Below are 11,974 nucleotides of genomic sequence, written 5' to 3'. Positions count from 1 at the left end.
ACAACCCCGAGCGGGAAAGACCCCGTCAGTCCGCGAGCGAGATCACCGGCGACAGCTCGTCGCGGGTGAGGCGGATCCACGGGCCCGCGGGGTCGACCACCAGCCCGGTGATCCCCTCGTCCGTGCGCAGCGCGCGCGACAGCTGCGCGGCGGTGATCGGAGCCGCATTGTCGCCACGGCCCATGACGGCGACCTCGAGCGGATGCGAATAGACCTCGAGGTAGCGCGCGCCGTCGGCGTCGCGACCCTCGGCGAGCCCGGGCGCTCCCCCTTCCGCCGTGCCGACGGCCACCCACAGCGGCACGCGCGTGAGGGCGTCGGCCACCTGCGCGCCGATCTCCGGCGTGCGCTCGGCGGCGAGCAGTGTCTTGACCGTCAGCTGCGGGTCGGCTTGATCGACCGCGCGCTGGAGAAGCTCCTTCGGCAGCACCGCGCGCGACGGCGTCGACGCAGGATCGATGATGATCCCGTCGTACGAGCTCTCGAACACGTGCCGCAGCACCGTGAGCACCGGCTGGCCCATCGCCGAGGTGTCGGTGTCTCCGTCGGCCTTGAGGCTCGCCTGCAGCGCTGCTCCGCTCGAGAACACGAGGGCGAACGTACGGTCCCCCGCGTTCGCGACCGCGAGCGGCAGCCCCTTCCCCTCGGCCAGCAGCGTGCGGGCGTCGCCCTTGACGCGCAGGAACACGTGCCCCTGCAGCAGCTGCCGCGCGACATCCAGCAGTGCCTGCGAGGCCGGCGCATCCCCGACGCGGCCGAGCGCGGCCCTCAGCAGCACGTTGTCGCGCAGGCCTGGGACCGTCTCGGTCTGCTCGGGCGCAGTGCGCATCCACTCGCGCGTTCCGAGCCGCGGGCGCGGCCCGGAAGGCATGGGCTGGTCACCGCTCGACGGGTCCTGCGGGCCCGCCGAGGCGGCGGGCGTCGACGCTGCGGACTGTGGCGACGCACCGAGACCGCCGAACGCCGAGAGCGAGATCGGCACGGATCCCACGCCGCTCTCCTCGCCAGCCGCGGCCGCCGGCTCGGCCGGCGTCTCGGCCGCGGCCGAGGCGGGCGGCTCGGTCGACGTCTCCGGGGAAGCCGTCACGTCCGGACCGCTCGACATCGCCGCGGCGTCCGCGGCGTCCGGCTCCACCCGCTCGTCCGCTGCCGGCTCAGGTACGGGCGACGGCTCGGAGGGCTCGGCGGGCTTCTTCGGACGGCGCGAGAACAAGGCCATTGTGCGAGCCTAACCCGCCGCCCTGACCGCGGTTCGCCGCAGCAACTCGTCCATCGCGCCCAGGGACGGCGGGCGGTCACCCCAGCGCCGCGACCCCCGCGGCGATGACGCCGATGCCGACGGCGAGAAGGGATGCCGCGAGCACCACCGCTCCGACCCACAGCAGCGCGATCGCCCGCCCCGGCCGCTGCGGGTCGCGGCCGAGCACCGACAGGAAGAACCCGCCGGGGATCAGGATGGCGCTGGCTAGCACCCCCACCGACGCCCACTGCCAGGCGAGCGCCGCACCCGCAGCAGACGTGAGCAGCAGGCTCACCAGTCCGAGCAGCACGAGCACGCCGGCATGTGCGTGGCCGGCGCGGAAGAAGCTCTTCTGCAGGCCGTTGAAGGGCAGTCCGCGTGAGGCGATCCGCAACAGGAACGTGCCGCCCGACATGATCCCGATGACGGTGAGGATCGTCGCGCCGGCGACGATCGTGAGAACCGGATCCATCAATTCCTCCTGGTGATCGAGCGTTGGATAGTTACGCTCTCCAATGTTAGATAGCTATAGTATCTACCGCAAGCAGGAAGGGGGCCTCAATGAAGATCTCGGAGCTGTCGGAACGGAGCGGAGTGCCGGTCGCGACCGTGAAGTTCTACATCCGCGAGGGGATGCTGGCTCGCGGCGAGGCCCTTTCGGCCACGCGCGCCGAGTACGGCGAGGAGCACGTCGCACGGCTTCGCCTCATCGCCGCTCTCGCCGACGTGCGCGGCTTGCCGCTCGCCCGCGTCCGCGAGGTCCTGGCGCTCATCGACGCCCCGCTCGACGACCCGCTCGAGACTCTCGGCCGCGCCGTCGGGGCCCTTCCTCCCTATGTCGAGAGCGGTCGCCAGGACTACCCGCGCGCACGCGCGGTCATCGGTGATCTCGGCCTCACCTATGACGCCGACTTCACCGCGGTCGCTCAGCTCGATGAGGCGCTTCAGGCGCTGGATGCGGCGGGATTGGATGCCTCGCCCGCCGTGCTCGGCCGCTACGGCGATGCGATGCGCCAGGTCGCCGCGGAGGAGATCGCTCCGATCGGCGGCATGTCACGCGCCGAGGCCGTGACCTACGCCGTGCTCGGCACCGCGTTGTACGAGCCGGTCATGCTGGCCCTGCGCCGCCTCGCCCACCACCATCTGCTCGTCGAGCGCGGAACCGCCCCCGATCCCGATCGTTGAGTGAGCGCGGCTCCCTCGCCGCTCGACCGCAAGAGCGCCGGCGCCTCAGAGCTTCGAGATCGGCGCGATCTTGATCAGCAGCTTCTTCGGCCCGGCCGTGTCGAAGCGGACGTGCGCGACGCGCTTGGCGCCCTCGCCGGTGACGGCATCCACTCGCCCGTCGCCGAAGTCCTCGTGACGGATGCGGTCGCCCGGCGCGAGCTCCATGTCGCCGTTGTCGCGCACCTTGGAGGGAATCTTGTTCGCGAAGCGCTCGAGGTTGCCGGTCGGCTCTCGACGCGCGAGCGGCACGAGGTCGTCGCCGTAGCGCTTCCCTGACCCGGAACCCGACCCGCCGAAGCCACCGCGCCGCGCGTTGAGCGCGCGCGACTGGGTGCCGCCGCGCGAGTTGACATCGCCCGGCGACTGCCGCCAGTGCAGCAGCTCGAGCGGGATCTCCTGCAGGAAGCGGCTCGGCATCGCGACCGTGACCTCACCGAACTGCGCGCGGGTCATCGCGAGCGAGAGGTAGAGGCGCTTGCGCGCGCGGGTGATGCCGACGTAGAAGAGGCGTCGCTCCTCCTGCGGACCGCCCGGCTCCCCCGCCGAGATGCGATGCGGAATGAGGTCCTCCTCGACGCCGGTGACGAACACCGCGTCGTACTCGAGGCCCTTGGCGGTGTGCAGGGTCATCAGCGAGACCGAGCCCGATGCGTCCTCGAGGTCGTCGGCATCCGACACGAGCGCGACCTCGGTGAGGAAGTCCAGCAGCGTGCCCTCGGGGTTGTTGCGCGCGAACTCGCGAGCCACCGCCACCATCTCGTCGAGGTTCTCGATGCGGGCCTCGTCCTGCGCGTCCTTGCTGGCACGCAGCGCGTCGTAGTACCCGCTCTTGTTGAGCAGCAGTTGCAGGCCGTCGGCCACCGCGGTCGGCGGCGCGAGCTCGCCCGACGCGGGCAGCATGATCTCGGACGCCTCGGCCAGGACCGCATCCAGATGCGCGATCGCCGCCTGGATCTTGGGTCCCACGCCGAGCGCCGACGAGTTCGCCAGCGCGTCGCGGAACGTGATCTGCTGGTCCACCGCGTAGCGCGCGATGGTCTCGATCGTCACGTCGCCGATGCCGCGGCGCGGCCGGTTGATGATGCGGCGCATCGCCATCTCGTCGGCGGGATTCGCCACGGCGACGAGGTACGCGAGGGCGTCCTTGATCTCGGCGCGCTCGTAGAACTTGGTGCCGCCCATGATCTTGTACGGCAGCGCGGAGCGGATGAAGATCTCCTCCAGCGCACGCGACTGCGAGTTGGTGCGGTAGAACACCGCGATCTGCGAGTAGTCCACGCCCGCCCGGCGAAGCGCCTCGATCTCGTCGGCGACGAACTGCGCCTCGTCGTGCTGCGAGTAGCCGGTGAAGCCGATGATCTTCTCGCCCTCGCCGACATCGGTCCACAGGCGCTTGTCTTTGCGGTCGAAGTTGTGGCTGATGACGGCGTTCGCGGCGGAGAGGATGTTCTGCGTCGAGCGGTAGTTCTGCTCGAGCAGCACAACCGTGGCGCCCGGGTAGTCCTTCTCGAACTCGCTGATGTTGCGGATGTCGGCGCCGCGGAACGCGTAGATCGACTGGTCCGAGTCGCCGACGACGGTGAGCGACGCCCCGTCCTCTTCACCGGTCCCTGAGCCTGTCGAAGGGGCCTCGAAGATCATCATGCCGCCGGAGCCGGCCAGCGGCCTCCCGCCGGTTGCTGAGCCTGTCGAAGCACCCGGCGGGCGGGTCAGCTCGTGGATCAGCGCGTACTGCGCGTGGTTGGTGTCCTGGTATTCGTCGACGAGCACGTGCCGGAACCGCCGGCGATACACGTCCGCCACCTGCGGGAACGCCCGGAAGAGGAACACCGTCTGCCCGATGAGGTCGTCGAAGTCGAACGCGTTCGCCCGCTGCAGCTCGCGCTGGTACGCCGCGAAGAGCTCAACGAAGACCCGCTCGGCGGGATCGCTCATGTTGGCCGTGCGGGCGTAGGACTCGGCATCCGCCAGCTCGTTCTTGAGCTTCGAGATCCTCGACTGCGTCGCCGCCGGAGTGAGCCCGAACGCATCGGCCTCGTGCTCTTTGACGAGCCGCTTGATGAGCGCGCGCGAGTCGCCGGAGTCGTAGATCGTGAACGACTTCGTGAAGCCGAACTGCTCGGCCTCGCGGCGGAGGATGCGCACGCACGCCGAGTGGAACGTCGAGATCCACATGCCGCGCGCCGAGTCGCCCACCAGGTGCTCGACGCGCTCGCGCATCTCGCCGGCGGCCTTGTTCGTGAAGGTGATGGCGAGGATCTGGCTCGGCCATGCCTCGCGGTTGCGCAGCAGTGACGCGATGCGCCGCGTCAGCACGCTGGTCTTGCCCGAACCGGCACCGGCCACGATCAGCAGCGCCTGCCCCCGGTAGGTGACGGCTTCGCGCTGCTGCGGGTTGAGTCCGTCGAGCAGGTCCTCGTCGGGGCGCGACGATGCGTCTGCTGCCCAGGTGGGCGCAGAGGTTCCGTCGAGAATGATCGGACGAACGGATGCCGCGCCCGGCGCGGCCGCTTGGGCATCGGTCATATCGCAACAAGTCTAGGTCGCCCCGCCGACACCCGTCCGACTCCTCGTCGTCAGAGCAGGCGTCGCTCGGAGGCCCACGCGGTCAGCTCGTAGCGCGACGACAGCTGCAGCTTGCGCAGCACCGCCGACACGTGCGACTCGACAGTCTTCATCGAGATGAACAGCTCTGCGGCGACCTCCTTATAGGCGTAGCCGCGGGCGATCAGCCGCATGACCTCCTGCTCGCGCGCCGACAGGCGATCGAGCTCGTCGTCCCGCGCGGCGGTCTCGCCGACGGCCGCACCGAACGCGTCGAGCACGAAGCCGGCGAGGCGCGGCGAGAAGACCGCATCACCCTCGGCGACGGCGTGCACCGCGCGGCTCACCTCGGCGCCCGACGAACCCTTCGTGATGTACCCGCGGGCGCCGGCGCGGATGACGCGCACGACGTCCTCCGCGGCATCCGACACGCTCAGCGCCAGGAATCGGGTCGTCGGCACCAGGGGGCCGGCGGCACGGATCACCGATTCGCCGCCTGCGGCCTCAGGCCCGGATGCCGCCCCCTGCCCGGACGGCAGGTGCACGTCGAGCAGCACGACGTCGGGACGTGTCGCCTCGATGATCGCGACGGCGGCAGCCGCGTCGGCTGCCTCGCCCACGACGTCGATCGAGGCATCGAGGTCGGCGCGCAGACCGGAGCGGAAGATGGAGTGATCGTCGACGATCACCACGCGAACCCGGCCATCAGCCATGACGCACCTCCGATGCCGTCGCTGTCGCGTAACGCAGATGCACCTCGGTGCCGCCGCTCGCACCGCGGCGGACTGTCGCCGATCCGCCCGCACGTCTCATACGGCCGAGGATCGACTGACGGATGCCGAGCCTGTCGTCGGGCACATCGTGCAGGTCGAATCCGGGGCCGCGGTCGCGGACGTAGACGTCGACGGCGTTCGCGTTGCCCTCGATGTACACCGACACGTCGCCCCCCGCGTGGCGGGCGGCGTTGAGCAACGCCTCGCGGGACGCCGCCGCCACCTCGCCACTGGCGCGCTCGGCCGGCAGCCCCGCGGAGACGACGTCGATGCGCACGGGATAGTCGAGCTCGAGAGCGGCCGCGTAGTCGCGGAGGTCGGTGGCGAGATCGCTGTCGGCGGGAGCGTCGCCGTCGTACAGCCAGGCTCGCAGCTCACGCTCCTGCGCGCGGGCGAGGCGGGCGACCTCGCTCGAGGCACCGGCGCGGTTCTGGATGAGGGCGAGCGTCTGCAGCACCGAGTCGTGCAGGTGCGCGGCCATCTCGGCGCGCTGCTCCTCGCGGATGCGCCGCACGCGCTCACCCGACAGCTCACGCCATTTGTCGATCAGCATGGAGGAGTACACCAGCGCGATCCCGAGCAGCGGCATCAGGGCATAGACGAATCCGGCGACGCCGACCTGCTGCAGGGTGGTCAGCTGCGCCAGCAGCAGCACGATCAGCACCACGGTCACCGCCACCCGCACGACGTTCTCGTGCCGGGGCCCGCGCGCCGGGTCCCGGCGATCGACGAGCGTGGCCCAGGAGCCCGCTGCCACCGCGAGCACGGTCGCGGCGAAGACGCCCCCCGTCCACCCGGGAGCCGACGCCTGCACCGTGCCGTTCCCCGAGAACAGCGCGATCGCCCCGACGGTCGCCAGCGTCGCGACCATGGCTGCGGCCGTCAGGATCCACGCCACCGGCGCCCGCCGCGTCGGCACCTGCACGACGGGCGCAGCGGCGGGTCCGGCTGCGGTCTCGAGCTCGTCCCAGGGCATGAAGAGCCAGAGCCACGCGTACAGCAACACGCCGGCACCCGAGACGAACGCCAGAGCGACGAAGCCGGCGCGCACGAGCCACACGGGCCACCCGAGGTGGTGGGCGAGGCCGGACGAGACGCCCGACACCACACAGTCCCGGGGGCGCCGGAGGGCTGGTCGCTCGAGGGCAGCGCGCACGCGGGCGCGCTCCGCCCGATCCTGCGCTCGCCGCGCCGCGTGTCGTCGCCGCCGGTCGCGCCCGCCACCCACGGGGTCCGCGGGAACGGTCGCCGCGGGAACGGTGACCGGCGCGTCGGATGGCATGCCGCCATCCAATCATCGCCCGCCGCCCCCGACCACACCCGGGCGCGAGGATCAGGGAAGCGTCAGGGGATCACCCCATAGCGAGCGGCACGCGGCGCCCGCCAGGGTGGAACCATGACCGACACCGCCTCCGCTCCCCCCACCGATCCCGGACCGCCGCCGCCCGCGCCCCCCGGCGTGCCGAAGGCGTCGGAGCGGTTCTTCGACTGGGTGCGAGGACTCGGCGTCGCGCGGGGCGACGCGTGGCTCGGCGGAGTCTGCGGCGGGATCGCCGCGCGCCTCCGGATCGACCCCCTCATCGTGCGCGGCATCTTCGTGGTCGTGGCGCTGCTCGGCTTCCCCGCGCTGCTCGTCTACGCGATCGCCTGGGCGCTGCTGCCTGACGCCGAGGGTCGCATCCACCTGCGCGAGCTCTTCTACGGCCGCTACGACCCGGCGATGACCGGGGTCTTCATCCTCGCCGCCGTCGGCTTCATCCCGGTGGTGCCCTGGCTGCGGAACCTGCTGCTGTGGCCCGTGTGGGCGGTGTTCGGCGGGTACCCGTCGTCGATCTGGGACCTGGGCTCGCCCTGGGGCGGCTTCGGGGTCATCATCGCGCTCGCCGTCATCGGGCTCGCCGTCTACTTCATCGTCCGGTCGGCACGCGCCGACCGGTCCCCGTGGGCGGGTGCGCAGAGGGCTTCCGCGCAGTCCGCTCCCCCGGCCGCGTCGCATTCGGGTGACGACGCGACCGCTCCCCTCGTGGCAGCTGCTGCGGGCGTCGAGGACTCGGCCGGTCGGGCGCCGGCCGAGTCCGCGACGGGAGCCGCAGTCGCCGACGACGCGCAGGTGTCCGACTGGCGCGCACGGCAGGAGGCGTGGCGCACCGAGCACCACAGCTGGCAGCGGAGTCAGCAGGACGCCGCACGCGCGGCCCGTGAGCAGGCGCGCCGTGAACGCGAGACCGCCGGCAGTGCCTTCGCCCTCGAAGCGGAGGAGCGTCGCCGCATCCGCCAGGCCACCCGACCGCGTACGAGCTTCGTCTTCGTGCTCACCGCGCTCGGCGCCGCGCTCGTCGCCGGCTCCCTGGCCGTTCTGGCGACGGCATCCCTGCCCTTCGCCGGGGCGGTGGGCGTGTTCACCGCTGCCTTGGTCACAGCCCTCGCGATGGTGGTCGCCGGCGTCGCGCGCCGCCGCAGCGGGTTCCTCACCGCCGTGACACTCGTGCTGCTGGTGGTCGGCGTGTCGGCGGCCGCGGCATCCGGTCCCGATCGCTTCGCCGTCGGCGACGTCAACGTCGGCACCGCCACGTACGAGCAGGTGATGGTTCAGCCGTTCGGCAGCACCTACATCTCGGTCGATCAGCTGTCAGGATCCGAGGACGTCCGCGCGGGAGGCGTCGTGCTCACAAAGGGCACCGGCGGCACCGACATCGCCGTCTACCCGGGCACGTCGCTCGATCTGGACGCGACACTCGGCGACGGTGTCGTCGTCTACACCCGCTCACCCGGCTCGGACGGCGGTGCGGTCGAATCCGGCACGGTCGAGCCGGGCCGCGACGGCACCCTCACCTGGAGCGTCGACAACGAGCTCCCTGACACGGACGCCGTCACGACGCAGCACATCACCCTCGACCAGCGCACCGGCTCGGTGCAGGTCACGATCTACGAGAAATGAGCCCTGCGATGAGCACTTCCGAGATTCCGGATGCCGCCCCCTCCGCGGACACCTCCGCCGCCGCGCCCTCGACCCCGGTCGACCTCGCGCCACCCGTTCCCGCCGTCGCGGTCGACGCACCTGTCTCCGATGCGGTCACGGCCGTCGTTCCGCCGCCGTTCACCGACACCCGTCCGCCGGCGTGGGAGCCGCCGACGGCGACGGCGCCCGCGCTGCCGGAGCCCGCAGCATCCGTCGATCTCACCGGCCCGCGTGTCCGCTGGGCGGGGATCGTATGGGGCCTCGTCCTCGCCACCATCGCCGCGGTGGCGCTGTGGATCCTCCTCGACCCGGCTCGCCAGCTGGCCCTGACGTCCTGGCTGGTCGACCTCAGCCCGGCGACCGCGGTCGCGATCGCCGTGCTCCTTCTCGGGCTGTTCGCACTCATCGCCGGCATCGTCGGCATCGCGCGCCGCGCCCAGCGCGGTCTCGAACGCCGCCGCGCGGCATCCGTTCCCGGTCGAATCTGACCTCCGACAGCGCTCATGCCCCTGGGCACGGACATCGTTCCGGCAGACCTGGTGCGCGCGCCCTGATTCGGGAGCACGGATGCCGTCGCCACGGTCCGCATCCGGCGGCTACGGCTCCACGATGTGCGAACGCGTGGCGATCTCGTTCAGCTCCTCGCATCCGTCCGCCGTCACGAGCACTGCGCCACCCACGCACACCTGGCGAAGCCCCAGGAGCGCGGCAGGCTGGAACGCGAACGTCATACCCACGCGAAGCTCGAAGTCGCCTTCTGCGGGTACGACGCCGGGGATTGGATACTGGTCGAGGTCGGCGCGCCCCTGCGCATTGACCCACATCGGGCTGTTGTACAAGCCCGGCGAGACCGTCTGGATGACGGGCGGACGGCTCCAGACGTCGGCGGCGATGATCTCGGAATGCATCGCGGTGTACACCTCCGAGAACAGCGCACCCGGCCTGGCGGCGGCGACGCCGGCGCTGTACGCCGCGCGTGCGGCGTCGGCGAGTCGCCGGTGCTCGTCGTCGGCGCCGAACTGGACATGCATCTGCTGCTGCGTCTCGAGTCCCGCGCAGCATGCGAAGATCTCCGCGCCGATCGAGTCGCCTGGACGCAGGATCGGGGGCTCACCGCCGGCCCAGCCCCACTCGATGGGACCGCCGAAGGCGGGGTTACCGCTGCGCAGGATCATCCCCGGCCCCGCGCTGTGGCCGCCCCGACGGGTGATCTCGGCCTCGACCGCCGCGTACACGTCGCTCTCGCGCGCACCGATGCGCGCGGCATCCAGGAACGCACGGCTCGCATGCTCGCCGATCTCGGCCGCGTGCCGGAAAAGCTCCTGCTCCTCCGCACTCTTCACCAGCCGCGCCCGCGCGAAGGGCAGCGTGATCTCGATCCATTCGACGTCCGGGGTGGCCGCGGTGATCAGTTCCCACGCACCGTGCGGGACGCCGCCCCCGAAGGGGGACGCTCCGCCCAGGCCGATGACCCCGACTCGCGCCTTGCCGCCGACTGCCTGCGCAATGAGCAGTGGCGGGGGGCCCGTGCGAAGATCCGCGATCCATCGTTCGCCGGCGAGCCGCTCGCCCTGGTCATCGAACCTCAGAAGCGCGACCGCACCCACCCCGGTGAGCAGCATGGGCTCGCCCTCCCGCGGAATCACCACGACGGCGCCAGGAACCGCTTCGCCGGCCAGGTACACATCGGTGCGGTCGAACACATTGCCGAAGGCGACGACGGCCGAGAGGTCATCGGCATCGATCAGCTCCCGCACCACCGCCCATCGGCGGTCCCGCTCCTGCAGGCTCGGTCGGGGGAACGGGACGCCGTGGTGTGGCATGTCGGTGCTTCCTGTGAGTGTGCGGCGGGAAGGAGCGAGGGAGAGGACACGTCGCCGCGCCTCTCCCCCGTATATGGATCACTCCCAGGCGGCGTCCATCGAGTCCAGCACCTGCTCGATGGTCAGCTGCCCGGTGAGGATGCCGGTCACGCCGGTGCCGAGTGCGTCGAACACGGCGCCGTTGGGCCAGTCGACGGGCGGGTAGGGCCGCGTTCCGTCAGACGTCAGGAGCGCCTGGGAGCTCTGATAGGCCTCCGGAAGATCGGCCGTGTCGCCGCCCAGCGGGAGCGTGCCCTGGATCTCGGCCATCATGGCTGCCTGCTCGGGCTCCGCAGACCACTGGATGAAGTCCTTGACGAGCTCGGGGCTCTTGGTCTTCGCGTTGCCCGCGATCCCGTCGGTGCTCGTGAGCACCAGCTTCGTCTCGACACCTTCGGGTGCCGGCATCGGCAGCACGGCCATCTGCAGCGCGCCGCCCGAGGCGTTCGCCAGGGTCACGTTCGCGCTGCTCGGCGCCGCGAAGCCGAGCATCGTGCCGCCCGCGACCCCGTTCGTCAGCGCGTCGAAGCCCGCACCCTCGGCGCCCGGCTGCATGCAGCCGGCGTCATACAGCTCCTGGATCGCCTGCAGTGCGTCCTTCCAGCCGTCCGACTCGGCGAATGTCGTCTCGCCCGCCGCGCGCTGTTCGTTCCAGTCGGGCTCCGGGCCGTAGACCGTGCTGGCCGCGAAGCCGAGCGCGGTGATCGCCGGTGCGGTGGGCACCGCGCCGGCAAGTCCGAGCACGGCGATGCCGGCGTCGGCCGCGTCGCCGCATTGCGCCGCGAGGGCTTCGGTGGTGGTCTCGGCAGTCCAGTCGATCCCGTTCTCCTCGGCCAGCGGCGAGTTCACGACGAGCCCGTTCACCTGCACCGAGGTGGGCACGCCGTAGAACGTTCCGTCGAACACCCATCCCGCCTGCACCGCCTCTGGCAGGGACTCCTCGAGCACCTCGCTATCGAGCGGGAGCACGAGACCGGCGTCTGCGAGCGGGCCGACCGACGGGTTCTGGCCGGTGCCCGACAGACTGTAGAACACGTCGGGACCGTTGCCGGCATTCAACTGGGTGTTCAGCAGCGTCGGGTAGCTGTCGAGGCCGTACTTCTGGATCTCGATGGTGACACCGGGGTGGCTGTCCATGTAGTCCTCGGCCAGTTTCTCGTACCAGTCCTGGGCGTCGGCCGCGATGGAGTACGCGAACGTGATCGTCTGCGGCTCCTCACCGCCGCTGTCGCCGGTGTCCGCCGAGCCGGCGCAGCCGGCGAGGAGGACGCCGACGGAGAGCGTCGCAGGGAGCATGAGCGTGCGTCGTGAAAGGTGCTGTCTTGCCATGGTGGTGCCTTTCTATCGGGCGGGCGGATCGCAGAGGTCG

General features: G+C 71.2%; 10 protein-coding genes. 3 read left to right on the top strand and 7 right to left on the bottom strand.

All coding sequences use genetic code 11. The annotated features are described in order from the left end of the window. Positions 1–25: 25 nt before the first annotated feature. The gene (locus NCG93_RS09010) at positions 26–1,219 is read right to left on the bottom strand and encodes an SseB family protein (RefSeq protein ID WP_194414325.1); all 1,194 of its coding nucleotides are present in this window, start codon (positions 1,217–1,219) and stop codon (positions 26–28) included. Between the two features lie 76 nt (positions 1,220–1,295). Further along, on the bottom strand, positions 1,296–1,712 hold the full coding sequence (locus NCG93_RS09005; RefSeq protein WP_194414326.1) for a hypothetical protein: 417 nt from the start codon (positions 1,710–1,712) through the stop codon (positions 1,296–1,298). Positions 1,713–1,801: 89 nt separating this feature from the next. Here NCG93_RS09005 and NCG93_RS09000 point away from each other — a divergent pair, with 89 nt between their 5' ends. Then, on the top strand, positions 1,802–2,425 hold the full coding sequence (locus tag NCG93_RS09000) for a MerR family transcriptional regulator (protein WP_194414327.1): 624 nt from the start codon (positions 1,802–1,804) through the stop codon (positions 2,423–2,425). Positions 2,426–2,470: 45 nt separating this feature from the next. Here NCG93_RS09000 and NCG93_RS08995 read toward each other — a convergent pair whose 3' ends face one another. From NCG93_RS08995 to NCG93_RS08985, 3 genes are read right to left on the bottom strand one after another with little or no spacing between them, the layout of a single operon-like run. Further along, positions 2,471–4,993 (bottom strand): ATP-dependent helicase, encoded by a 2,523-nt coding sequence (locus NCG93_RS08995; RefSeq protein ID WP_194414328.1) that lies wholly within the window; start codon positions 4,991–4,993, stop codon positions 2,471–2,473. 50 nt (positions 4,994–5,043) lie between these two features. Next, positions 5,044–5,724 (bottom strand): LuxR C-terminal-related transcriptional regulator, encoded by a 681-nt coding sequence (locus NCG93_RS08990; RefSeq protein WP_194414329.1) that lies wholly within the window; start codon positions 5,722–5,724, stop codon positions 5,044–5,046. Next, a complete protein-coding gene (locus tag NCG93_RS08985; protein ID WP_194414330.1) occupies positions 5,717–7,066 on the bottom strand; it encodes an ATP-binding protein in 1,350 nt (449 codons plus the stop codon). Before NCG93_RS08985 ends, NCG93_RS08990 begins: the two co-directional genes overlap by 8 nt. Positions 7,067–7,180: 114 nt before the next feature. On the opposite strand from NCG93_RS08985, the gene NCG93_RS08980 reads away from it, so the two are divergent. Together NCG93_RS08980 and NCG93_RS08975 are read left to right on the top strand one after the other, a co-directional pair. Next, entirely contained in the window at positions 7,181–8,722 is a 1,542-nt protein-coding gene (locus NCG93_RS08980; protein WP_194414331.1) for a PspC domain-containing protein, read from the top strand. Between the two features lie 8 nt (positions 8,723–8,730). Beyond that, on the top strand, positions 8,731–9,231 hold the full coding sequence (locus NCG93_RS08975; protein WP_241741864.1) for a hypothetical protein: 501 nt from the start codon (positions 8,731–8,733) through the stop codon (positions 9,229–9,231). A 108-nt stretch (positions 9,232–9,339) separates the two neighbouring features. Here NCG93_RS08975 and NCG93_RS08970 read toward each other — a convergent pair whose 3' ends face one another. After that, positions 9,340–10,566 carry a M24 family metallopeptidase gene (locus NCG93_RS08970; RefSeq protein ID WP_194414332.1) on the bottom strand — a complete coding sequence of 409 codons (1,227 nt, stop codon included), beginning with the start codon at positions 10,564–10,566 and terminating at the stop codon, positions 9,340–9,342. Between the two features lie 78 nt (positions 10,567–10,644). Beyond that, on the bottom strand, positions 10,645–11,934 hold the full coding sequence (locus NCG93_RS08965) for an ABC transporter substrate-binding protein (RefSeq protein ID WP_194414333.1): 1,290 nt from the start codon (positions 11,932–11,934) through the stop codon (positions 10,645–10,647). Positions 11,935–11,974: the final 40 nt, after the last annotated feature.

Origin of the sequence: Microbacterium yannicii (assembly GCF_024055635.1) — a bacterium.
Taxonomy (GTDB): domain Bacteria; phylum Actinomycetota; class Actinomycetes; order Actinomycetales; family Microbacteriaceae; genus Microbacterium; species Microbacterium yannicii.
The sequence above is the reverse complement of the archived record's forward strand: the minus strand, read 5'-3'. Positions and strand labels throughout refer to the sequence as shown.

Bases quoted from the DNA above. Each gene is read 5' to 3' on its own strand.
- NCG93_RS08995 (WP_194414328.1), bottom strand. From the start codon at position 4,993: ATGACCGATGCCCAAGCGGCCGCGCCGGGCGCGGCATCCGTTCGTCCG.
- NCG93_RS08965 (WP_194414333.1), bottom strand. From the start codon at position 11,934: ATGGCAAGACAGCACCTTTCACGACGCACGCTCATGCTCCCTGCGACG.
- NCG93_RS09000 (WP_194414327.1), top strand. From the start codon at position 1,802: ATGAAGATCTCGGAGCTGTCGGAACGGAGCGGAGTGCCGGTCGCGACC.
- NCG93_RS08980 (WP_194414331.1), top strand. From the start codon at position 7,181: ATGACCGACACCGCCTCCGCTCCCCCCACCGATCCCGGACCGCCGCCG.
- NCG93_RS08970 (WP_194414332.1), bottom strand. From the start codon at position 10,566: ATGCCACACCACGGCGTCCCGTTCCCCCGACCGAGCCTGCAGGAGCGG.
- NCG93_RS09005 (WP_194414326.1), bottom strand. From the start codon at position 1,712: ATGGATCCGGTTCTCACGATCGTCGCCGGCGCGACGATCCTCACCGTC.
- NCG93_RS08990 (WP_194414329.1), bottom strand. From the start codon at position 5,724: ATGGCTGATGGCCGGGTTCGCGTGGTGATCGTCGACGATCACTCCATC.
- NCG93_RS08985 (WP_194414330.1), bottom strand. From the start codon at position 7,066: ATGCCATCCGACGCGCCGGTCACCGTTCCCGCGGCGACCGTTCCCGCG.
- NCG93_RS09010 (WP_194414325.1), bottom strand. From the start codon at position 1,219: ATGGCCTTGTTCTCGCGCCGTCCGAAGAAGCCCGCCGAGCCCTCCGAG.
- NCG93_RS08975 (WP_241741864.1), top strand. From the start codon at position 8,731: ATGAGCACTTCCGAGATTCCGGATGCCGCCCCCTCCGCGGACACCTCC.